Origin of the sequence: Acinetobacter sp. ANC 4805, from assembly GCF_022549495.1 — a bacterium.
Lineage (GTDB): Bacteria > Pseudomonadota > Gammaproteobacteria > Pseudomonadales > Moraxellaceae > Acinetobacter.
In genome coordinates, this window is the sequence record NZ_JAKZGD010000003.1 from 344,432 (window position 1) to 369,681 (window position 25,250).

A 25,250-nucleotide genomic window follows, 5' to 3' on the forward strand; every position below is an offset into this window, starting at 1 on the left:
AATTTAAAATATTGAATTTGGGAACATAAAGATGCATTTAAAAGACAAGTGGAAAATAGGTTTACTTGGTGCAGCTACTTTAATTTTAGCAGTCAATGTTTCTGCTGAAACTAAAGCTGCAAAAGATCCTGTTTCTGTAGAATTAAAAACGTATCTCATCAGTGTAAATCCTGATGGGAAACCTTCTGCTAAGTTAGTCACTAAAGTAAAGCCAAATGATATAATTGAGTATCGTGCAACGTACACAAATAATACATCAGGCAAGATCAAGAATTTAGCTGCGACTTTACCAATACCAGCAGAAACCCAGTTTTTGGCTAAGTCTCAGCCAGAAAACGCGCAAGCAAGTACAGACGGTACAAATTTCGCCCCGATGCCTTTAAAACGCAAAGAGGGTAATCAAATGGTTAATGTTCCACTTAAAGACTATCGTGCATTGCGTTGGACAATTGCAGAACTTCCAGCAGGAAAATCTGTAATCGTTTCAGCACAAACACGAGTCAGTAGTGACAAAACCAAAAATTAAGCAACGGACATTGAATATTCAACAGGGGTAAGTTCCGAATGTCAAATCAAACTCAACGTTTAAGACTCACGCAATTAGCAGCATCTATTGCATTTGTCGCAGGTGGTGCCGCTTTCGTTCCTTCAGCGCACGCAGCAGCTCCTAGTGCAGGCACTAACATTAGTAACATTGCATCTGCAAGCTATACAGACAGCAATGGTTCTAGTAAAACCGTTACATCAAATGTAGTAACAACTACAGTTTTACAAGTGGCTAGTTTTACTTTGATTGCAGATCAAACTAAAACTGCTAACGCAAATGGTCAGGTTTCGTTGTCTCACACATTAACAAATACGGGTAATGGTAGTGATACCTTTAACGTAGGTGTTGTGAATAACGATACACGTGACAGCACGTCAGATCAGTATGATTTTAGTGGTCTGAATGTTTATCTTGATGCAAATAAAGATGGTGTTCCAGATAGCCAAACACCTATTACAAGCATAACGCTAGCGGCAGGTGAATCTGTTAACTTAATCGTACAAGCGACAACAGCAAGTAGTGGTGTTACTGCTGGCGATCTTGGTAAGTTAACTGTTTCAGCGATTAGTGGTTTTGATACAAATGTAACTGCTAAAAACGTTGATACTGTTACAATTACCAATGGTGCTGTGATTAGTTTGGTTAAGTCTGCAAGTGTAAATAATGTAGATGCAACCTTAGCGAGTCCAACTGCACGTGAAGTTGAATATAGCTTAGTTTATCAAAATACAGGTAATACGACGGCAACTAACGTAACGATTACAGATATACTTCCAGCTGGACTAACTTACGTTCCTGGTTCTGCAACAGTAAATGGCTCTGCATTAAATGATGGCACAGCTGATTCTGATGGATACGATTTTACAACAGGCACTGTTAAATTAGTTGTTCCTACTGTAGTTGCAAACAGCAGTGGTGTATTGAAGTTCAAGGTTCAAGTAGATCAAAATACGCCTGCAGGCACAATTACGAATATTGCAGAAGTAGATCCAGATGGTCCAGGTACTGAAGGTAAAACGCCATCTAACCAAAATGATATTACAGTTGTAGGTGTTAAAAAGGGTACGATCAACGATAGTACTACAGATGCCTTTGCTGATGGACAATCTACAGCAACGCCAACGCCTGATGTAATTACTAAAGCAACAACTCAAGGTACGCCAGTTGTCTTTGGTGTTACTGGGGAACCAATCGTTATCCATAATACGGGTAATGTAACTGAAGCGTTTAATATTTCAGTTAATAAACTAGGTTTACCATCTGGTAGTATTGTTGAATTATTCAAAGCTGATGGTGTAACGCCATTAACTGATACAAATGGTGACGGTGTTGCGGATACTGGACCAGTTGCAAGTGGTGCAACATATCAAGTTGTTACGAAGGTAACTTTACCTTCAGCTTATTCTACAGCAACAGCAATTAACACAATTTTAACTGCTACTCCAGTAACTAACCCAACTGCAACGCCAGATACGATTACTTTAACGATTAGTGAAGTAACAGCATCAACAGTTGATTTACATAATGGTGATGCAACGGATAGCACGGGTGCGGTTGCTGGCGCGTCTGGTGAAGATACAGGTCAATATATTGATACGAAGTCAACTAAGCCTGGTCAAGCTGCAAATTTCCCATTAACTGTTGAAAACAATGGTGCGACAGGAGATAACTATAATTTATCTACATCAGTTGCATTGCCTACAGGTTGGACAGTTCAGTACTTCTTAGCGGATGTTGCTGGTAATCCAACAGGTGCTCCAATCACCAATACCGGTAATATTCCAAGTGGTGGTAGCGTTAAACTTGTTGCAGTTGTAACACCTCCTGCAAATGCTCCTGCTGGTGATCAAGAAGTTATCTTCCAAGTTGCATCTCCTGCAACTGGCTTAACAGATGTAATGTCTGATCGTGTCACTGTACAAACAAATCGTGTACTTAGCTTGCAAAATGACCGTACTGGTCAAGTTGCACCTGGCGGTACTGTTGTTTACAAGCACACTTTAACAAACAACGGTAATATTGTTGAAGGTGCTACAGCTGGTAGCTTGCCATTTACACTTACAAATGACCAAACTGCAAATGGTTGGGTAACAAGTTTATTTGTTGATTTGAACAACGATGGTATTGCTGATGCAAATGAGTTAGTTAGCGGTCTCGATTTAGCTGCGGTAACTGGAAGTATTGCTCGAGGTGCTTCGGTTAACTTACTCATCAAAGTTCAAGCACCAACAAATGCAACTGCAGGAACACCAAGTGCAGTTGTATTAACAATTCAACCTACAGTTGCTGGTGGTCAAGCAGTTGCTAGTTTAGTGAACACCGACTTAACGACTGTTACTAATGGTCAAGTACGTTTAGTGAAAGAGCAATCTCTAGCAAACTGTGCTACTGGTGCTGCTACTGGTGCTTATAGTCAAAATACTATATCTGCTAAACCAGGCGAGTGTGTGAAGTATAAGATTACTGCAACAAATGAAGGTAATGCAGATGTGACTAATGTTGTTATTAGTGATGCTACACCTGCCTATACAACATTGAAAGTAATCGCAAGCGCATCTCCAGTTGCAACAAATGCAACATTAAGTACTTCAACTGCTGCATTAACTGATGGTTCTACGGGCACAGTTTCTGCGGAAAAAACACCTTTAGTACCAAGCACAAGTGCGGTATTAGAGTTTGTAATCCAAGTTAATAATTAATATTCATTCAATAATCTTTATTTATTGATAATGAATTGATTAAATATGTGAGCATTTGCCTAGTGTAGGTGCTCACATACAATAATTTTAAAAAAATTTATTTAGACTATTTAGTTGAAAGGTAGAGCACTGTGCTACGACAGAAGCAAATTCGAGTATGTCAAAACATGACTTTCATGTTCTCAACGTTGACAATAGCTATATTGTCGGCGCAGTATGGTCATGCCGCGAATGTTCCTGAAGTTGGTAGTATCATCCAAAATACTGCTTATGCCACTTTTATTGCTGCAAATGGTAAAGAGCAACAATCAGTTTCAAATACTGTTGAAGTAAGTGTTTCGGCATTATATGCGATTACTTTGACAACACCTCCTGTACTTGATGTTGAGTCGAGTGTAAGAGTCATATGGGCAAATACATTATCGAATAATAGTAATGCACCAGTAAATGTTCAGCTAAAAGCTGAAACAATTAATGAATTAAGTAATATTAAAATCTATATCGATACCAACAAAGATGGTCAATTTGATACGAATGATCAGCAAGTAACGACATCTGTACCTTTACAAATTGGCCAGAGTGTTAATTTGTGGGTTGTTGCAACAACAAGTGCAAATTTAACTGAAGGACAACAATTTAATTTGCCAATCAAAGCAACAGTTCTTGAAGATAATAGTGCTACTGCAACCACGATAGATAGTGCGATTAGTTATGGTGCTAAATTGGTTGCGACCAAGGATGTATTACAAAAAACATTCGAACCTTCTGCGACAGCAAATTATGATCTAAATTACACATTAAATATTAGCAATCAAGGTAAGAAACCTGCGAGACCAATTGATGTCATCATTGATGGTCAATCACAGAAAATGGTTTTATTGGTTGATGATTTACCTGCAAATACAATTTTTAAATCTGCTTTAGCAAAGAATGCTCAAGCTAAGATTCTCTATAAGCTTTCAAATGATCGTTATACGACAATTGCGCCTAATGATGTAACTCAAATAAATCAATTAGTGGTTGGTTTTCCTCAGATTGAGGCAAATACGTCAGAACAAGTTGATCTTGTTGTTAGTATGAACCGCAATATTGCAAAAACCACAGTAAAAAATACTTATAAAGTCTCGTATGCTGTTACTGATACTCAAAAAGATGTGTTATCAAACATTGCATCTACTTTAGTCAGTGGTTCTTCTGATATTACGAATAATACCAGTGATTTTAAAACTATTTTAGCAACGGGTAGTGTAAATAAACCACTGAATATTGAAGCTAAAAATGCAAGTTGTAATGCCGATCGTTATATTTCAGATCGTGTTAAAATTCGAATTAAATCAACGAAAACAAAAGATTTAGAAGAAGTTATTGGTATTGAGACTGGGCCAAATACAGGTGTATTTCATTATACGTTACCAACAACGCTTTCAGACAAAGGTATTCCGTTTGATTCGGTATTACAAACACTTAAGCGTGACAAAGTTGAAGTTAGTTTAACTGATTGTTTAGATGCACAAGGCCAATCTACGGAAACAATTGCGGATATTAATACAGATGTATTAATAGATCCATATGGGATTGTATTTGATGCGAAAACAGGATTACCAGTTGCAGGAGCTACGGTTACTCTTTTAGACCAAAATGGTCAACCGATTGGCAATGATATTGCATTTCAAATAGACGCCCAATCAGGAGATTTGATTTCCTTACCAGCAGCGCAAGTAACAAATAGCGCTGGTGAATTTATTTATCCACTTGTGAAAGCTGGTACATATAGCCTAGTAGTCGATACCAAAACGATTCCTGGTAATATGCGCTATACATTTATAAGCGATAAATCTGTATATCCGAGTTTTCCAGCAGATAAAGCAGTTGATTTAAGTTGGTCATATGCAGGTCAGTTTACTTTAAATAATGGTGATCCTGCGCTCAATATTGATATTCCGATTGACCCTGAAACCCCAGCTATCAGTTCATCTTTATTTGTTAAAAAGGTTGCGTCCACTAAAACTGCTGAAATTGGTGAATTTGAAGAATATACGGTCACTGTTGCAAATCGTGGCACTGCAGACTCAACCAATGTTCTAATTACGGATACGCTACCGAGAGGCTTCGTTTATGTGCAAGGCTCAATGCGTGTTGATGGAACTAAAGTTGAAGATCCACAGGGTGGTAAAGGACCTTATTTAAAGCTTGGACTAGGCACACTTAATCCGAATAAAGAAGTTAAAGTTCAATATCGAGTTTATATTGGACCAAATGCACTGAATGGCGATGGTATTAACCGTGTTCGTGCTAAAGATGCGAAGGGTACAGAGTCGAATGAGGCTGCTGCAAAAGTTGAAGTTACGCCAGGCGCAATGATCTCTGATGGTTTTATTGTGGGTAAAATCTTTACAGATTGTAATCGTAATGGTGTGCAAGATACTGGTGAGATTGGTGTTCCTGGGGTACGTATTTATCTAGAAGATGGTAGTTATGTTATTACCGATAGTGAAGGGAAATATGACTTCTATGGCATTAGTGCAAAAACCCATGTCTTAAAAGTAGATCGTACAAGTCTACCAATTGGTTCAGAATTAGTATTAATTAGTAATCGCCAAGCAGGTGATCCAAATAGTCGTTTTGTTGATTTAAAACGCGGTGAATTACATCGTGCTGATTTTGCAATTACGGAAGGTATAGGACAATGTTCACAATCTCTAATTGAACGTGTATTAGAGCGGAAAAAGCATATTGAACAAAATAATACTAATTTAGAACAAGTACTGCGTTCTGATTTAACAGTTGATCCAATTTTTTCTAAAGTCACAGATGTGCGTGGGCAGCCTGCGAGTGGTTGTATTTCAGTACTAGGTGTACAAGCGAACTGTAATCTTGATTTTTCTAAAGAGCAGATTAAAGAGCTTAAAGAAGTTCAATTTGAACCAGAAAAATCAGGTGCAAAACCTTCAGTTGCTTTACCAACCTCTTCAAATTTGGTTTTACCTGACGAAGCACAGGCTGAGTTAGTGAATGCAGCTAAAATGATTAATCTAGAAACTGCTTTAGAAACAGCCTCTAATAATCAATTAGAAATTTTGAATCTGAAAGATGGTCAGGTATTAGCGTATCCCCAAACCTCTGTTCAGATTAAAGGTGTTGCTGGTACTCAACTTGAGCTTTGGGTAAATGGAACACAAGTTCCTGAAAAGCGTATTGGTAAACGTGCTGTATTACCAAATATGCAAGTTTCAGGTTTAGACTTTATTGGTGTTGACTTAAATGCAGGTCATAACACAATTGAAGTTCGCCAAGTTGATATGATGGGTAACACACGTGATATCAAACGTATTGATGTAATTGCACCAGATCAGTTGGATAAACTACAACTCGAGCCAAGTAAAACAATTCCACAAGCAAATGGTCGTGATCGTTTTAATGTTAATTTAAAAATTGTTGATCGACATGGTACGCTGGTCTCTAGCCGTACACCAATTACTTTAGATAGTTCAATTGGTAAAATTGATTTAGTGGATTTAGATCCAAAACAACCAGGTATTCAAGTATTTGTTGAGGGTGGGACATTAACGGTTCCAATTCAAGCACCAATTGAAGCTGGAGAAGGAACGCTATCGGTTGAAAGTGGTATTTTCCATTCGAGTACGCCGATTCGTTTCTTACCTGATTTACGACCAATTATTGCGGTTGGTATGGTTGAGGGTTCATTTAACTTCAAAAAGTTTGATCCTAAAGAACTGAGTGGAATTCATTCAAATGATGGTTTTGAAGAAGAATTAAATGAAATTTCTGCTTCAAATGATGGCAAACGTAATGTAACAGGTCGAGCTGCATTATTTCTGAAAGGTAAAGTTAAAGGTGAATACCTCCTGACACTTGCTTATGATTCAGATAAAGACAAAAAACAACGATTATTCCGTGATATTCGTCCTGATGAGTATTATCCCGTTTATGGTGATTCGGCAGCAAAAGGTTTTGATGCTCAATCAACTAGCAAATTATATGTCCGTGTTGATAAAGGACGTTCATATGCAATGTATGGCGACTATGTAACGCGTACTGAAAATGATGAAGGTATCTCTTTAGGGCAATATAACCGTTCATTAACGGGTGTTCGCAGCACTGTAGAAATTGATAAATATAAAGTAACCGCATTTGCTGCACAAACCAATACGCAACAGGTTGTGAATGAACAACGTGCTATGGGGATTTCTGGCCCATATAGCTTAGGTGGCGTTAATGCACAAGATGTTCGAGATAATAGTGAAAAAGTAGAAGTTATTACCCGTGATCGTAATAATCCAGGTTTAATTATTGCACAGACAACATTAACTCGTTTTACTGATTATGAAGTAGATACTTTCAGCAACAGTATTTATCTGAAAGATCCAGTTTCAAGTGTTGATGCTGATTTAAACCCAGTATATTTACGCATTACAGTTGAATCTGATCAAGGTGGCGAAGAATACACAGTGGGTGGTGTATCTGGTTCTGTAAAAGTTACAGATCAAGTCAAAGTGGGTGCTTCTTATGTTAAGAGCAACAACCCACTGACTAAAGATCAGTTAGCAAGTGTGAATACAGTGGTTAAATTTGCCAATGACAAAGGTAAATTAGTTGCTGAATTTGCACGATCTGAGAATATTAATGATGGTCTGAGTTCATTAACACAAATTAATGTACAACCAGATCCAACTGGTAAATTATCAGGTGATGCTGCACGAGTTGAATTAAATTATTCGTACAAAGACTTGGAAATGAGAGTTTATCATAACCAAGCAGATACGGGTTTCTATAATACAGCTGCACCAATTACAGCAGGTCGTAAAGAAAGCGGAATTAAAGGGCGTATTCAATTAAACAAAATTGGTTTGGCTAAATTAGAAGCAATTCGTACCGAAGATCAATTAAGTGGTGTTAACCAAGGCGTATCGGCAAGCATTGAGCGTGCAATAAATCGCATTTTGGCTGTAGAGCTCGGTTTGAAATATTATGATGAATCATCAAATCCAGCAACACTGAATACCACACAAGTGACCCCGTATCATGGTGTGACTGTTCGATCTAAATTAACAAGCCAACTTCCTTGGCAAGGTTCGAATGTATTTGCTGAATATGAACAAGATATTTCTGAAGCAGATCGTCGTATTTTTGCATTAGGTGCGAATTATCAAATTAATTCAAAACTTCGTGCTTATGGTCGCCATGAGTTGGTTTCGAGTATTAGTGGTCTTTATGATTTGAATAGCAATCAACGCCGAAATGTGACTGTATTTGGTCTTGATAGTAAGTACAACAATAATGGCACTGCATTCAGTGAATATCGTATTCGTGATGGCATAAGTGCAAGAGAGGCGGAAGCTGCAATTGGTTTGCGTAATCGTTGGGAGCTTGAAAAAGGTTTTTATGCCAATACGAGTTTCGAACAAACCAAATCTTTATCGGATAATAATAATCGAAGTTCTGATAGTACAGCCGCATCTTTAGGTTTGGAATATTTAAAGAATCCGAACTGGAAAGCGGTTGCTCGTATTGAGGCACGTTGGTCAGATCAATCTGATACGATTCTAAATAATTTAGGCATTGCTTATAAATATTCAGATGATGTGACATTATTAGCAAAAAATGTCGTGAGTCTTACAGATAGCAAAAATCAGAATAGTGGTGATCGTTTAGTAGATCGCTTCCAGTTGGGTCTTGCTTATCGCGATACTGAACACAATCGTTTCGATGCTTTGGCTAAAGTTGAATATCGTTATGATGATAATAAAACAGATTTAAGTAACCCTTATCTTAAACATGTTTATATTTTCTCGAATCATTTAAATTATCACCCAACACGAGATCTTACGTTTTCTGGTCAATATGCTGTGAAAAATGTAGATGCTACGTTCTCTGGTTTAGAGTCTAGTGGTATGACCCATATGTTCAGCGCAAGAGCAATGTATGACATCAATGAACGATGGGATGCGGGTGTTCATACTGGCGTATTATGGTCTGATATGAGTTCAGGACGTCGAGTTCTTGTTGGTGGTGAGGTTGGATATCTTGTTGCAGCAAACTTATGGTTGTCTGGTGGTTATAATTTCTCAGGCTATAAAGATGATGATTTAGCAGATAGTGATACTACAATTCAGGGTGCTTATGTTCGTTTTAGATTCAAGTTTGATGAGAATCTATTCGCTAATAATAATGCTACAGTGAATGCTTCAAGAGAACCATAAATATGAAATATCTTCAAAATGATGTATATAGAATGAGTTCTCCTTTTTATATTGGAGCATCTGCTTGTCTGCTTATGATGAGTAGTTTTACATTTGCTGAGCCTGTATCTGAGCAAGTTGTGGTTGGAGAACCAACCCGTTTATTGGTTCAAGATGTAGATCAACAGAAGCCATTTAATCCAAAAGATCAACAGGTCGCAGCTTTACAAACGCGCCTTTTACCGTACCTAAAGCCATCAGAAAATATTACATATTATCAAGCTGTAAAAGCTTCAGCATGGTTGAGTTATGCAGCACATGAGGGCAGTGAGAAAAGTTTGGGTTCTGCTCGAGTAGAAGCACTCGAACAAGCAAGAAAGCTTATTGAGGGTTTAGAACAAGGGCAAATTGAAAAATTGAGCCTAACGACGCCAATACTTTCTGAATCAAGTGTAATGCGTAGAGATCTTTGGGCAAATGCGGAGTTATTGAAGCAACATGAGGGTTTCTCATGTGCTCAAGCTGAGATTGCTCAAGCTGAGGTCATGTTGGTTTGGGCTGCTGCTGAACACTGTGAACTTGGATGGCGACATTCGAGAGAGTTATTTTTATCTGCTCAAAGTCTTATAGATCAGGCGAATCAAAAAGCATTTGCTTGTAAGTCTAGAATAGTCCAAGAATTACCTAAAGTCACTTATCCATCTTTGCAAGAGTTGAATGGTGATGATAAAGGATGTCATGCTGTGAAGGGACAGTGGCCGATTTGGTCACCTCAACAAAAAGTTGTTCCTCAACCATTACCGATTATTCAATCCAATGTACCCAATGTCGTTCATTTTGCTTTGGATCAATCGAATTTGTCTAAAGAATCAATTGACGTATTAAATCAAGTTGTGGCGTTCTTAAAAGAGAACCCAACTTATACATTGACTTTATATGGCTTTACTGATGCTCGTGCAAGTGAACAATATAATTTGAAACTTTCGATGAGACGAGCAAAGAGTGTACTTGCATATCTTCAGCAACAAGGCATTCATCTAGATCGAGTTGCAGTTGAAGCAAAAGGGAAAAAGCAAACCATTGATGATGAAAATCGGAAGTTTGGTCATGCTTTAAGCCGCAGAGTAGAATTGGTATATGTTGACACTGAAGGAAAAGAAGTCATGACCTTCAAGCAACGCCAAGATCTACAGATAGAAAAATAGCGCTTAATCAAAAAAGGTGAAGCGATTTTAAAAAAGAGCCATAAGGCTCTTTTTAGCTTTCTGCTTTGGTTAATTCTGCTTCAATGTAGCTAATAATCATACTGCTTAACCCTTTCACCATTTCATCAAAACTGATTTGTGGGTTAGGCAAAATGAGATGTCGCGCTACATTAAAAATACTGCTATTAATGCTGATATATGCAGTTACGCTCAGATTATTTATTTTTAAATATCTTGGATGGCGCATCATATATTTCATCAGTACTTCCATTAATGCCATTTCGATTTGTCCGATATAGCGTTCATATTTGAGTTCAGTCGCGTATCGGAGGCAGATCAGATAACGATCATTGTCTCTCGTCAGCAAGTCACGAAAGGTATAGAAAATCATTTCAAATAAAGGCTCTAACTCCATTTCAACGATGATCGGTGTGAGTTCTTTAACCATATCAAGCACTTCTTTGACAAATGATTTTGCCATTGCATCGTAGATTTCTTCTTTGTTTTTAAAATATTCATATAAAGAGCCGACACTCACGCCTGCAATATCAGCAATATGGCGTGTCGTTGTCCCACTGGTACCATTGCTTGCAACAGCAATAAAACCCGCTTCAATAATGGTGTCTACGGTGACTTTTGATCGAGTCTGGCGTGGTTTACGAGTAGCCATAAAGTATTATTATCTAAATCCGAACATAACGTCAGACTAGCATGCTGTTGTATGAAGTAAAAGGCTCATAGGTATAATCCGAACAAATAAGATTACATACTTTTAAATATCGGGTTGTTATCTGTAATAAAAATATTGATTGAAGCAAAGAGAGCATTCTTTTTACTAAAGTTCTAAATTTTATAAAATAATTTATATTATTGATATTTATGTAGTTAATAAGATATGTGGCGATTCTAACTATTGATGATTTTAAATAGAAAGAGACATTTATATACGTTGCTTTACCTCATGTAACAGAGTTGTTTTACCCGAATTGAATCCGAACATAAGATCGGTTTACATTGTTTCCAGTAGGACATCAGGTTCACTAAAATCTCCCGAATGTTTTTTCGTAACTCAAAAAATATGTAGTGATACGAAAAGAGATGAACTTGATTCAAAAAATGTAAAGGGCAAATGACGCTCAAGTGAAGTAGGTAGGTGTAGCCATGATTAGCAACACATTAAAGAAAGGTTTAAGTTTATTTAAATCTAACCCGATAACTGAGCAAATTGATTTTGCAAGTAAAAAAAGTATTCCGATTCGACATCTCGCAATTGGTTTTGAAGGCAAGCAAGTCGATTTATCATTTTATATGAACAATCAATTCGCGACCATTTTCTTTGCGACGCTTTCTGTATTTTTGACTTATGGTGAAGATTTAGTTATTGAAACAGCACGTCATCATCGTGATTTATTAAAAGATCCTATTTTAAGACAGCGTGTGACCTCATTGATTGGTCAGGAAGCGATTCACTCAAAACTTCATAATGAGTTTAATGATGCAATTGTTGAATTGGATTATCCAGTAAGACTTTATCGCTTCTTAGGTGAGCAATTTTTCGATCATATTTTTTTAAGATTTCCACAACCTTTAAAACTTTCACTCATGGCTGGTATCGAGCATTTTACGGCTGTATTGGCAGAATACATGATGGCACATGAGCAGAATTTCTATTTTTCTGATGATGCTAAAACACGTGCGCTTTGGATGTGGCATATGTTAGAGGAATCTGAGCATAAAGATGTCGCTTATGACGTTTATCAAACGTTGAATGGTAATTATGCACTGCGTATTTCTGGCTTTTTCCTCGCATATTTTACGATTCTCGGCTTAATTCCATTTGCAGCGACATTAGTACCTGTTCTACGTAAACCTCAAGAAATGCTGACTTCAAAATTTTGGAAAGATGCACAACGTGGTGTAAAACTGGTTTTTAGTCCGAAAGATGGTGTTTTTGGTAGTACACAAGGTCGAATTTTTGATTATCTGCGTACTAATTTCCATCCTAATGATCATGATGCTTCTGCGTATTTTGAGTACTACGAAAAGAAATTATTGTCTGAAGGTGGTGCGTTACATCCTTTCTTTGTTAAGCAATTTACACCGAAAGTTCAAGCTGCTTAGTCTCTATTGTAGATCATAAGTGCGCAGTTATGTTGATACATCAAGTTGGCAAAAAAGCTCAGGTTTTTATGAGCAATTTGGTTCTTGTTGCCTCTATTTTGCTCGTGCACTATGCAAATACGTTTCTTCAGAAAATATCTGTTCAAAGATTTTTTAGGATGAAAAGAGCGATGCCATCGGACTTAAATTTTTTAAGCATTGAAATCGTAAATGTTGCAGAAATAATCTTATAGACAACGTTATGGTTTTAATTGATGTGTAACGCTTTGATTTTATTTTTACTCTCTTCATGGGGATCAAGTTATGGTCGCTCAAGTTATTCGAAGTGTCTTTTCAGACAAATTCAGTACTAAATATCAGGGAATTATTCAGAACTTTGTGAATAAATCGCCGATTCCTATTCGTCATTTTGATTTTAAATTTAATCCAGCAGAATTGGATGAAAAGTTTTTCTTAAATAAAGAATTAGCGACCTCTTATTTTCATGCGCTATCGATTTTCTTAACTTTTGGTGAAGATGTGGTGATTGAAACAGCACGTCATCATCGTGATTTTATTCATGATCCAATTTTAAAACAAAGACTGACTTCTTTGATTGGACAGGAAGCGATTCATTCAAAAATTCATAACCAATTTAACAATGAGGTTTTGAAAGAAAATGGTTATCCCGTGGAATTACTTCGTGCGATTGCAGGGAAAGTTTTTGATTATGGTATTTACAAGCTGCCGCAATCTTTACAACTGTCTTTAATGGCAGGCATTGAGCATTACACGGCAGTCCTCGCTGAATTTATGATGCAGCATGAAGACTATTTACTTGGCTCACAAGATGAAAAACAACGTGCAATGTGGATGTGGCACATGCTTGAAGAATCTGAGCATAAGGATATTGCTTATGATGTATTCCTTGAATTATCAGGTGATTACTGGCTCAGAATTACAGGTTTCTTGTTGGCAAGTTTAACAATTTTGGGTGGTGTATCACTCGGTGGTTATCTAATGCCGTTTGTACGTAAGCCAAGTCATTTGATTAACCCTCGTTATATGAAAGATGTCGTGGAAAGTACGGCGTTATTGTTCGGTAGTGAGCGTGGCGTATTTGGTAGTAGTTTTATGCACATTTTGGAATATCTACGCCCAAGCTTTCACCCAAATGATCATGATACGACTGCTTATATGGAATATTACAAAGAGCGATTGTTAAACCCTGAAACAGGTCTATTAGCCCCATATTTCCTTAAAGAGTTTGTACCGCCTGTACGTGCAGCATCTGCATAACTTGGTCAAGGTAAACACGATATTGCTGAGAAACATAGATGAAATTATTTGGTAAAAAAAGAAAACCAAGTCAAAAAGCATTTGCTGTAGTGACTGGTGCGGGAAGTGGGATCGGTCGTAGTTTTGCACTTGAACTGGCAAAACGTGGTGGGACTGTGGTGTGTTCAGATATTGATTTAGACGCAGCCAAAGAAACTGTAGGCTTAATTGAAAACTTAGGTGCAAAAGCATTCGCAGTAAAATGTGATGTAGGGAATGCCAAGCAAGTTGAAAAATTGGCTGAACAAGCTGAACAACTGATGCAGCATCCAACCACATTGGTCATTAACAATGCAGGCGTTGGCTTAGGTGGCAAGTTTGATGAGATGACTTTAGCGGATTGGAAATGGGTTGCGGATGTGAATCTGTGGGGCGTGGTGCATGGTTGCCATTATTTTGTCCCTAAATTTAAGCAACTAGGTCATGGAGCAATTATTAATGTAGCTTCGGCAGCATCCTATACTGCTGCGCCAGAAATGACTGCATATAATGTGACTAAAGCAGGTGTGCGTGCTTTATCTGAGACCTTATCTGCTGAACTCAGAAAGTTTGATATCAAAGTGAATGTGCTTTGCCCAACACTTGTTCCAACCAACATTATTAAAAATGGCAAAGTGCCGCATAAAGGTCTTTTGGATTATGCCTTGACTAATTTGGCATTTACCACCAGTGATAAGGTCGCAAAATTAACTTTAGATCGTTTGGATAAAGATCAGCTTTATACCATTCCACAAATTGATGCCAAGTTATTTTGGTTAATGAAACGTACTGCACCGAATTTATATGCCAAATTCTTGGGCAACTCGTACAGATTTATGAAGTAATCCCACTAGGTGGAAAAGATTTTGATCGATGGAATAAGCTCAAGTCCGATGAGGACAGGCTTATTTCAGCTCAATAGATGAAAGGATAGTTTAAATGACAGCTCAAGCAAAAAAATTAAATTCTGCTGACAAAAAAGCATTACCTCAACATATCTACGATACTTTTATCGTGGGGGCAGGTATCTCAGGTATTGCAACAGCAATTCGTCTTGACCAAGTGGGTTATACCAATTACAAGATCATCGAAAAAGCGACACGTGTAGGCGGAACTTGGCGTGAAAATACCTACCCAGGTTGTGGTTGTGATGTGCCATCAGCATTATATTCGTATTCATTTGCGCCGAGTGCGAAATGGAGTCATCTATTTGCTCGTCAACCTGAGATTTTGAATTATTTAGAAGAAGTTAGCGAAAAATTCAATGTGAGTTCAAAAATTGAATTTGGTACGGAATTGTTAAATGCAGCTTGGGATACTGAACGTAATTTATGGGTGATTGAGACCAATAAAGGGCAGTATTTATCTAGGACTGTGGTTTTTGCAACAGGCCCAATCACAGAAGCACAAATTCCAAAGCTCGATGGCATAGAAACATTTAAAGGTGAGATGTTCCATTCAGCAAAATGGAATCATGATTACGATTTAACGGGCAAACGTATTGCTGTCATTGGTACAGGTGCATCAGCAATTCAGTTTGTGCCACAGATTCAGCCTTTAGCCAAAGAATTATATGTATATCAACGTACAGCGCCTTGGGTTGTTCCAAAACCTGATACAGATTTAGGTGATGTTAGCAAAGCATTGATTGAAAAATTCCCATTAATCCAAAAAACATGGCGTAAAACCGTTGCACAATCACTGAATGCGATTAACTTTGGTTTACGCAATCCAGCGGTATTAAAACCAGTTGGTGAGTTAGCCAAACTGATTTTACGTTTCCAAATTGAAGATGCTGAATTACGTAAAAACGTAACGCCAAACTTTACCATTGGTTGTAAGCGTTTATTATTTGCTAACAACTATTATCCAGCGTTACAACAGCCAAATACCAAATTAATCCCACATGGATTGGTGAAAGTAGAGGGGAATACGGTTGTTTCAGCGAATGGTGAGCGTCATGAAGTTGATGTGATTATTTGGGGGACAGGCTTTGAAGTTTCACATCCGCCAATTGGCAAGCGTGTGTTAAATGAAAAAGGTGAATGCCTGAATGACTTATGGAAGAGTAGTTCACCAGAAGCGTATTTAGGTACAAGTATTGAAAATGTACCAAATGCTTTCTTGATCTTGGGTCCAAACGTATTGGTTTATGATTCATTCATTGGTCTAGCAGAAGCACAATTGGATTATATTGTGGATGGTTTGTTGAAGATCAAAGAAAAAAGCATCAGTAAGCTAAATATCAAGCCCGAAGTGATCAAAAAGCATAATGATTTGGTGCAAAAGCATCTTAAAACTACGGTATTTAATGCAGGTGGTTGTAAGAGCTATTATTTAGATGCCAATGGTCGTAACTTTGCGGCTTGGCCGTGGTCACTAAAAGCATTGAAAAAACGTTTAAAACATATGGATCTGAATGATTATCAAGTGACTTATCAAACTGAGAAAACTCACTAATTGTTAGATAAGTCATAAAAGGGCAGTAAATTCTATCTCAGGATGGGATTTGCTGCTTATTTTTTGCAAGATATAAATAATGGAGGCAAGAAATATGAAAGAAGGACAATCAAGTCGAACCGCAGAAGCTGCGGCAGCATTACGTGCCAATCACTTTCAAAATGCTAAAAATCCAGTGTTTTCTGATCCTTTTGCATTTGAGTTGACCAGTAAAGGTTGGAAAAAGTTATTAACAACGCCTCTGACCGTAAAAGTGATGAATTCCTCTGTATTTAATCGAACACTTGGTTTATTAACGGGTCAAGTGGTAGGTCGATCACGTTATGCAGAGGATTTATTGCAACAAGCTATTCTGAAAGGTACACAACAATATGTGTTAGTGGGTGCAGGATTAGACTCTTTTACGTTACGTCAGGCGCAGCAATATCCCAATTTACGTATCTTTGAAGTTGATCATCCTGATACACAGGCAGCAAAACAGAAAAAGCTAAACCAATTCGGTGAAATTCCAGCAAACGTTGAGTTCGTTGCGATTGATTTCGAGAAAGAGTCGATTGCAGATGCTTTGGCAAGAAGTGGTTTTAAACAGGATCAAGCAGCATTTTTCTCATGGTTAGGTACAACACATTACCTTGAGCCACAAACGACCTTAAACACTTTGCAAAGCATTGCCAATATTGCTGCTGCTAAAAGTGAAGTGGTGATGGATTACTCGATTGATTATCGAGAATTATCAGGTATTGAACGTTTTGGCAGTCTTTTTGTTTCGCAATTTACCCGATTCTTAAAAGAGCCATTAAAAGGACAATTTAGACCAAAAATATTACATCAGTCAGTTAACCAACTGGGTTATAACGTGGCTGAAGATTTATCAGGCATTGGGTTAACTGAACGTTATTTTCAAGCCCGACCTGATCAGATTCGTCATACCATTGCAACGCATATGTTACATCTACGTTTGGATTAGCTCCTCATCCATGCCCAACTGTTTTAGCCCGTTGTCGCTAAAGCAGGATTGTGATCTTTGCTGATTATTTTGATTAAAGAGGTTGTAAACCTTGTACAACATTCTGGAACTCACTGCCGTTGAGCCAGAAAGATTTTTTTAAAAATAGAGTCGTCATTATACTTTCTGCAGCTTCGCTATCAGGACTTTCACAGAACAAACCGTAGCTATGACCTAGGATTGTATTGTTCTCGATAAGACGAATAAAGTAAGCATGTTGTTCATCAGTATAGCCAAGAATAGCATCACGTTGATTGTTCATTTTTCATGTCTCCACATCAAAAATATTTGAATAAAAACTATCTGCTGAGAGATCAAATATATTAATGAATTAGATCAATAACTTAACACTATTTAGAAAAGTGATTTTGATTTAAGTTTTTGATTTTAATCATTAATTTTAGCCTGCTTACATCCATGTTTAAATTAAACAAGTTAAAATATGATCTATAGAATTCATTGTTATGCAAAATTTATACGACGTCAACTTGAATTTGTAACTTTTTCAAGTTAAATTAACTGCACACTTTTAATGCTGGGTAAGGGGAAATAATGTCCAAAAAAATAGAATTTGAACATGGTGGTGTGCGAGTAAATGCTGGACGTAAGGCTCAATTTAGTGAGCCAACCAAAGTGATTCGTGTTCCTGAATCCCAAGTTGATTTCATCAAAAATTGGTTACTGAATAATGTCAAAACCGATATACGTTCAGATTTGTCAGCATCATTAAAAGTTCACAATGTGCAAGCCAAGAATGATCGAGTGTATCGTATTCCATTGGCAACAGAGCGTGTAGCAGCAGGTGCTGCATCTCCCGCGCAAAGCCACGTTGATCAAGCTTTGGATTTAAATGAATATTTAATTCGTAATGAAAATTCCACATTTATTGTCAAAGCAAATTCACTTTCAATGTTAGATGTCGGTATTGATATTGATGATCCTTTAGTTGTAGATCGAAGTCTTGCAGCAAAGTCGGGAGATATTGTGATTGCTTTGATTGATAATGATTTTACAGTGAAACGACTGATGATTGATCATCATTTCAATCCACCTAAAGTATGGTTAAAAGCAGAGAATCCAGATTATCAAAATATTTATATTACTGAAGGGCAAGAATTATTGATTTGGGGCGTGGTGACTTATAACTTGAAACCGATGAGATAAAATTAGGGTGCTTTGTCAAAACATTGTTCAGATAAATTATCACAAGAGCAACTGTCTAATTTCACGGAAGTGCAGTACTTTTTATTTATTCTTTAAACTGGTATCCGAGAGAATCTCGTGATGCTTGGAAAGAGTATTGCTATAAAACAAGCTGCTTGAATTTTATTGCCTTATTTAAACAACATAAAAACCTAAATAATTAGTTGAAATGTAACGGAGTAGACAGAATACAGCTATGCCAGTGATTGCCGACCTTATTGAATTTTGCTCTAGTGACCACGAAACGTGTGCAGTCTTCCTAAATCTACTTTGTTTAGCCTTTATTGATAGAAGCATTGGTAAATTATCTGTATTTAGTCAGGATATGATTTATTTAGGCGAAAACATGGCGCATTAGAGAGAATGCGAGTGAATTAAAAACATTAAGATCACCCTGTTTTCCATAAACAGAGATCCTAATGTACAAATCTATTTTAAAACTCATGTTGCCTTTGATCGGCTTGACTGCTGGATTCACACATGCTGACGAATTCAAATTAAAAAGTACCGATATTGCGCATGGCGCATTCATGAAAAATACGTTCGAATTCCAAGGTTTTGGCTGTTCAGGCGAAAATAAATCGCCACAGTTGTCATGGAGTGGTGCCCCAGCAGGGACACAAGCGTATGCAATCATGGCTTATGATCCAGATGCTCCGACAGGTAGTGGTTGGTGGCACTGGCAAGTGGTGAATATCCCTGCTGAAGTAACTTCAATTCCATCTGGTAATGGCAAGCTTGATTATAAAGATGTGATTGATGTGACCAATGATTATGGTCAAAAAGGATTTGGGGGAGCGTGTCCACCTCAAGGTCATGGCGCCCATCGCTACCAATTCACAGTGTATGCACTTTCAAAGAAACTGGAATTACCTGCTGATGCATCTGGGGCGTTAACAGGTTATATGGTCAAAGCCCATTCGTTGGCATCAAGTACGATAGAAGCTCTATATAAACGATAAAGCATCTCAATAGCTTCTTGAGCTATTGAACATGTAGCTCAGGAGGCTGTTGAATCTTATTCGCAATACATGTTTCTTAAACGAAGGAAAATAACATGTCTGCTCAAGAAAACCAAACACCGAAAATGCAGCGAAAAATCTTAGCCCTTCATGGAAATGGTAGTAATAAAATAATTACCAAATTACAACTTCAGAATTTAGAACTTAATGACCAAGATTATGATATCACTTATCTTAATGGCACCATCCAAGTTAAGTCTCCAGATATTCGTTTATCTGAATTGACAGGACTGGTTGAAGGACCTTGGTATTCATGGCTACCGCCTAAATCTGATTGGGAAAATTTAGATCATCGAGCATTATTGCAGAGTATTTGTTGTGCGATAGAAAGTGTTTTGTTGGCTATTGAAATACATGGACCTTTTGATGCAATTTATGGGTTTAGTCAAGGAGGATACATTGCTAGCTTGGTAAATAATTTACCGAATGATCCTGCATTACTGGATGCAGTTCAAAGCTACATGGGTAGGGAAACCCAGTTCAATATAAATTCTAATATTCCTTTTAAAACGTCTATTTATGCCTGTGCTGGTGCTGCCATTCCACTATTGGATATGAGAAGGCTTGCAGGTTTACCAGAATGTGCTAAGGAATATAGTCAAAATCAAGCCATACATTTAATTGGACAACATGATGCTCTAAAACCGTGGTCCGAATCATTGGTACTACATGATAAAAATCCGAATACTCAAATTTTTTATTTGGACAGTGACCATGAAATTAGTAGTACGATCGCAAAACCGATTAAGGATGAAATAAAACATTGTATAACAGACATTTCATCAGCAAGCCAAAGAACGGAAAGCACTGAACAAGCTTCGTGTAAATTCAGTTCTAGAAGAATTGATACAGAAGTGCAAGTCGCTCAAGTTTCGATTCATTCTGAAGGACAAGCAACGACAATTATAGAATTATTGGGAAGACGAGCCCAATCATCTCCTTTGTTTAGGCTTGCTAGAGAGCAAAATAACCAAATATGTACCACTTATGGGGATTTACTTTCATTTATTCGTTCAGGGGGAGAGGGTGATCTCAGACGAGTAGGAGTTAAAAGTGGACAGATCGTTGCATATATGGCGCCTTCTGGCGGCAGTGCAGAGGGTGCTGTTGCTTTCCTTACCGTCGCAGCTCAGTCATGTGCTGTTCCGCTTTCTACCACAATGACACAGGCTGAAGCCTTATCTGCACTAAAACAACTTCAAGTCGAGCATGTTATTTTATTTGAAGGTGTGAATGCTAAAAATGTCATTGCAGCTTGTGAAGAATATTGCCAAAGTAACAATAAATCATTACATCATGTCAGCCCACTTTCATCTCAACATCCAGGTTTATTTAAATTTAAACATTCCTTAGATGGATATGAAAACCAGCCAGAGTTAATCACTCATGCATATGATGACTGCCTTCTACTCAGAACTTCTGGCACGACTTCTATGCCAAAGGTTGTGCCACTCAAGCAAAAAGATTTGGTTCTAAACAGCACAATTTTAGCAGATAGTGTTGGAATTAATGAATTCGATGTGACCTATAGTGTGATGCCGTTGGATCATATTGGTGGCATATCTGCTTCGATCTTGGCGAGTTTATCTGTTGGTGCAGCGATCACATGTGAAGGTTTATATAACCCACAACTTATGGCTGAGGCATTGGTACAATCCAATCCGAAACCAACATGGTATTCAGCTGTACCTACTATTCAGCTCGCAACTTTACGTTATCTTCAGGAAAATCGAGAGCAGTATTTAGATCATGATGGTGTATGGTCTGAACACAACCTACGCTTGATTCGCTCGGGCGCATCTGCGCTCAAAGAAGAAGATCGACTGGCGCTTATGAAAGCTTACGATTGCCCAGTGTTGCCGACTTATAGTATGTCTGAACTCATGCCTATTTCGCAGCCTGCTCAGACAGAAATGAGCTGGGAGGTTAAGGCGAGTTCTGTTGGCGTGCCATTAATTGCGTCATTGGCAATCGTTGATCCAGTTACCCTTAAACCGCAACCTTTTGGTGTTGCTGGTGAAATTGCGATTTCAGGTGATACGGTTTTTTCTGGTTATAAAGAGAATCCTGAAGCCAATAATAAATCTCGATTCTTAATGCAATTGCCTCAATCTGGTGAAATCCACACTTGGTTTTTAACGGGTGACTTGGGTCAGATGGATGCTTTTGGTCATTTGAGCTTAGAAGGTCGGCTTAAAGAATTAATCAAAAGGGGCGGTGAGCAGATTGCACCTGCTGAAATAGAAGACAATTTAACCAGTCATTCGAGTATTGATATCGCGATATGTTTTCCCGTGCCATCTGAAACTTATGGTGAAGAGGTGGGGTGTGCAATCGTTTCATCTGACCCAGCATTTAGTTTGGAGAATCAAAGTAAGTGGGTGAATGAGTTACGCTCTTTTTTACTCAAACGAGGAGTTGCAGCACATAAAATTCCTTCGATTTGGAGAGTCGTTGATAAAAATGATTTACCAATGACAAACAGTAAAAAATATAAGCGAAATGTCATGGCAGAATCACTAGGTATAACGACGCAACCTTCCCCAAATCAGCAAAATATAGCGATAACCTCAGAACGCAAAGAGAACAAAGTCGCGACTAAAAATACCAGTGAACTCGCTTTAAATACGAATCGCCTCGACAAGCCAAAAGTGGATTGGGAGACAATCGCGGGCTTCAGATTTATTTTGGCATGTTATGTCATGTTTATGCATATTGGTGCGAATAACTCATGGGAAGCATTTAATAATCTCCGTCAGTTCCAATGGCACGTAAATAGTTTCTTTATCTTAGCGGGTTTTTCTCTTGCTATTCTCATGCCTGCGATAATTCAAAATAAATTTGCTTTTGTAAAAGCAAGAGTAGCGGTGATGTATCCTCTGTATGCATTGGCGATTATTTTTGCGATGGGTAATTTATTTGTCAGTTGTCACCCATCAACGTTTATACCTAGTTTTAGTTGGGGACCTTTAGTTCACGAAGGTACTGCATCATATTGTCAGGGAACGCCATGGATCGAAGGTTCTTGGCTAGGCAATGTCATTTTATCATTTGGAATTCATGCGACAGGTTTACAAGCAACGCCATTGTGGGGGGCGAGCTGGTTCATTGGTTTTTACCTGTGGTTTATTTCGATGTATTTCCAATGTCTTGTTATATTCCCGATGATTTACAATGCCTTGTATAAGCAACGCGGTAATGTTAAGAAAATCCTCATGTATATAGCGATTGGATTAACGACGAATATCGTAATCTTAATGGGGTTCTGGTACGGATTTGTTGTTGACTTTGTTGGATATGGTCTATTTGATCCTGCGACAGGATTACAGACAACGCCTTCAGTGGCTCAGGTTGAATTGGCGGGTAAAGAAAATGCGACAGGCTTAGGCTTCTATCTATTTGCACCTTTCTGGATGGTGTATTTCTTGGTCGGCATGTGTGCCGCATTCTTATATGATGCCATTAGACCCACTGAGCAAAAACGTTCGCATATTTGGGGCTATGTTGCTGATGCAATTACACTGATTATTATTTGTGTCAGTATCGCACACATTGCTCAAGGCTACACACACTTTGGTCCTGAAGTGACTCAAGTCCCTGTAGATGCTTATTTTATGAGACCTGAGGGTGCAAATAGTTATGCAGATCCTGCAATAACCAATCGTATTTGGGATGAAATCTACAGCCGTTCATTTGCTCCACTGACTTTACTTTGGATTTTTGCACTCAGTACAGGTAAGGGCTTTACTGCCAGACTGTTAAGAATGAGTCCATTCCAATTTCTTGCACCCACTGCTTATGCTTGCTTTCTATTTCATCAAATGGTTGGGCAGTGGTACTACGCAGCCACACGCGGTGGTGAATGGTGGAATTGGTGGGACGATCGTAAAAGTTTCTATTGGTTTAGCCCTGAACCAGTTCCAGTCGAATGGTATGAATATTTCTATGTGGTTGGTTTAGTCGTTATTTTTGCAAAGTTAATTCAGCCAGCAGATACCTTGCTTCGCAATTTGGTTGCAATGATTATTCAACGCATCAAATCGGTGGGCAGCAGTACAGACGATAGCAGACCTGTTTTAGATACCGCAGAAGTTGTGCTAGAAACTGCTGCAAAAATCTCTGGGCTTGAGGTGAATAGAGAACTTAGCCTAAATGATAATGGACTCGCATCACTGGGTATTGTTCGATTTGTAAATGCTCTTGAGTCTGAATTTTCTTTACCTGGGCAAAAAGTATCATTTTCTATGGCAGAAATTATGGCTGCGCAGGACCTCAATGAGGTCATTGCAATTGTTGAAAAGGCCATTTTACAGCCTGAAACATTAGAAACAAACATGATATTAGATGACCACTATCAGCATCGAGGCATATAAAAATTTAGGCGAGAAAAGTGATTTTCTCGCCTAAGCTTTATGCAAAGGAAATATATGAAAACGTTAACGATAATTTCACTTTTAGTATTGCCTGTTTCTGCATTTGCAAATCCATCATGTGAGCCAGATTATAAGCTTAATCTCCGTTTGGCTTACGCACTCGGCTATTTTGATGTAGATAATCTGTCTGGTGAAGATGCATATAGAAAAACATCTAATAATGCATCGAGAGTAGGTGGTTCAGTTTTATTAAAGTGTGGCACAACCACATTTAAGTATAGCTACCATACAGCGATTGATTTTATGGGTGATCATTTTATTGATACAGATAAAATTATCAGTAGTTATTCTATTAGTGATCCAGAGTATGGCTCGCTTGAAGTGGGTAAAATGAATACTGCTTATAAACTAGCAGGTAAACAAGGAGACCCATTTTGGGATACGCCTGCAGGAACAACATTTGCAGCAAGTAGCTTTGGTTTCTCGAGTATGACTCGGGGGTTTACGAACGATAGTATTTTCTATTATTCCCCTAAAATGAATAATCTAAAAGCGAATCTTGGTTATACTGGTAAAAATTCTGATGGTGATATACACCTTGGTCTAGAATATAGTGATGAAGCGGATGTGCTGGGAATCCAATATGTTGATCTAGGTGAAAAGCCAACGGTTGCGAATGGGAGCAATAATAAAAATGCAACCAGATTGTATTATCGTAAAAAGGTTGATGATTGGCAGTGGTCTTCTTCATATGAGCACATTAATACGATGCGTTCTGGTAAAGATGAATATTTGAATCTTTCTGTTCAAAAGCCGATTGCCAATTTTGGTCGGGTTGCTGCTGCAATTGGGCATGTGTCGAATGCAGATTTTAAACTGATCAATGGTTCACGTTATTCTGGAGATGGTCAAAGTTTAACACTGGGTGCTTTCTATAATTGGATTAAAGGTGGGGAGCTCTATTTATTGGGAACTTACATCGATCTAGATAATGGTCATCATCAAAAGAATTTGGCTTTAGGTTTTAATTATCATGTCGATTTTTAAAAACTTTAAATTTATTTATGGGACATTAATTTAATATTAGGGGTAAAGTTTTGGGATATAAGATGGAAGAG

The 25,250-nt window shown here is 37.9% G+C and carries 15 protein-coding genes; 13 read left to right on the forward strand and 2 right to left on the reverse strand.

What is annotated here, in order from left to right:
- Window positions 1-31 precede the first annotated feature (31 nt).
- From MMP60_RS06145 to MMP60_RS06160, 4 genes are all read left to right on the forward strand, one after another.
- Window positions 32-526 (forward strand): hypothetical protein, encoded by a 495-nt coding sequence (locus tag MMP60_RS06145; RefSeq protein ID WP_241335447.1) that lies wholly within the window; start codon window positions 32-34, stop codon window positions 524-526.
- A 38-nt stretch (window positions 527-564) separates the two neighbouring features.
- Window positions 565-3,246: a DUF11 domain-containing protein gene (locus MMP60_RS06150; RefSeq protein WP_241335448.1), complete on the forward strand. Its 2,682-nt coding sequence runs from the start codon at window positions 565-567 to the stop codon at window positions 3,244-3,246.
- A gap of 176 nt (window positions 3,247-3,422) precedes the next feature.
- Complete coding sequence (locus MMP60_RS06155; protein WP_277603688.1) at window positions 3,423-9,467, forward strand: SdrD B-like domain-containing protein; 6,045 nt, start codon at window positions 3,423-3,425, stop codon at window positions 9,465-9,467.
- A 32-nt stretch (window positions 9,468-9,499) separates the two neighbouring features.
- A complete protein-coding gene (locus MMP60_RS06160) occupies window positions 9,500-10,651 on the forward strand; it encodes an OmpA family protein (protein WP_241335450.1) in 1,152 nt (383 codons plus the stop codon).
- A gap of 52 nt (window positions 10,652-10,703) precedes the next feature.
- Here the strand turns inward: MMP60_RS06160 and MMP60_RS06165 are convergent, their stop codons facing one another.
- Window positions 10,704-11,321 carry a TetR/AcrR family transcriptional regulator gene (locus MMP60_RS06165; RefSeq protein WP_241335451.1) on the reverse strand — a complete coding sequence of 206 codons (618 nt, stop codon included), beginning with the start codon at window positions 11,319-11,321 and terminating at the stop codon, window positions 10,704-10,706.
- Between the two features lie 491 nt (window positions 11,322-11,812).
- Here MMP60_RS06165 and MMP60_RS06170 point away from each other — a divergent pair, with 491 nt between their 5' ends.
- The 5 genes from MMP60_RS06170 to MMP60_RS06190 all read left to right on the forward strand — a co-directional run bounded on the left by MMP60_RS06170 (window position 11,813) and on the right by MMP60_RS06190 (window position 17,495).
- Window positions 11,813-12,772 (forward strand): metal-dependent hydrolase, encoded by a 960-nt coding sequence (locus MMP60_RS06170; protein ID WP_241335452.1) that lies wholly within the window; start codon window positions 11,813-11,815, stop codon window positions 12,770-12,772.
- A gap of 303 nt (window positions 12,773-13,075) precedes the next feature.
- Entirely contained in the window at window positions 13,076-14,050 is a 975-nt protein-coding gene (locus tag MMP60_RS06175) for a metal-dependent hydrolase (protein ID WP_241335453.1), read from the forward strand.
- A 38-nt stretch (window positions 14,051-14,088) separates the two neighbouring features.
- Window positions 14,089-14,913, forward strand: a complete 825-nt coding sequence (locus MMP60_RS06180; protein WP_241335454.1) for an SDR family NAD(P)-dependent oxidoreductase — start codon at window positions 14,089-14,091, stop codon at window positions 14,911-14,913.
- 94 nt (window positions 14,914-15,007) lie between these two features.
- On the forward strand, window positions 15,008-16,528 hold the full coding sequence (locus MMP60_RS06185; RefSeq protein ID WP_241335455.1) for an NAD(P)/FAD-dependent oxidoreductase: 1,521 nt from the start codon (window positions 15,008-15,010) through the stop codon (window positions 16,526-16,528).
- Window positions 16,529-16,622: 94 nt separating this feature from the next.
- Window positions 16,623-17,495, forward strand: coding sequence for a class I SAM-dependent methyltransferase (locus MMP60_RS06190; protein WP_241335456.1), 873 nt, complete (start codon window positions 16,623-16,625; stop codon window positions 17,493-17,495).
- Window positions 17,496-17,568: 73 nt separating this feature from the next.
- Here the strand turns inward: MMP60_RS06190 and MMP60_RS06195 are convergent, their stop codons facing one another.
- Entirely contained in the window at window positions 17,569-17,796 is a 228-nt protein-coding gene (locus MMP60_RS06195) for a hypothetical protein (protein WP_018678928.1), read from the reverse strand.
- Window positions 17,797-18,086: 290 nt separating this feature from the next.
- Here MMP60_RS06195 and umuD point away from each other — a divergent pair, with 290 nt between their 5' ends.
- The 4 genes from umuD to MMP60_RS06215 all read left to right on the forward strand — a co-directional run bounded on the left by umuD (window position 18,087) and on the right by MMP60_RS06215 (window position 25,179).
- On the forward strand, window positions 18,087-18,698 hold the full coding sequence (umuD, locus tag MMP60_RS06200; protein WP_018678927.1) for a translesion error-prone DNA polymerase V autoproteolytic subunit: 612 nt from the start codon (window positions 18,087-18,089) through the stop codon (window positions 18,696-18,698).
- Window positions 18,699-19,156: 458 nt separating this feature from the next.
- Window positions 19,157-19,699 (forward strand): YbhB/YbcL family Raf kinase inhibitor-like protein, encoded by a 543-nt coding sequence (locus tag MMP60_RS06205; RefSeq protein ID WP_018678926.1) that lies wholly within the window; start codon window positions 19,157-19,159, stop codon window positions 19,697-19,699.
- A 95-nt stretch (window positions 19,700-19,794) separates the two neighbouring features.
- Window positions 19,795-24,132 carry an AMP-binding protein gene (locus tag MMP60_RS06210; RefSeq protein WP_241335457.1) on the forward strand — a complete coding sequence of 1,446 codons (4,338 nt, stop codon included), beginning with the start codon at window positions 19,795-19,797 and terminating at the stop codon, window positions 24,130-24,132.
- Window positions 24,133-24,186: 54 nt separating this feature from the next.
- On the forward strand, window positions 24,187-25,179 hold the full coding sequence (locus MMP60_RS06215) for a porin (RefSeq protein WP_241335458.1): 993 nt from the start codon (window positions 24,187-24,189) through the stop codon (window positions 25,177-25,179).
- Window positions 25,180-25,250 lie beyond the last annotated feature (71 nt).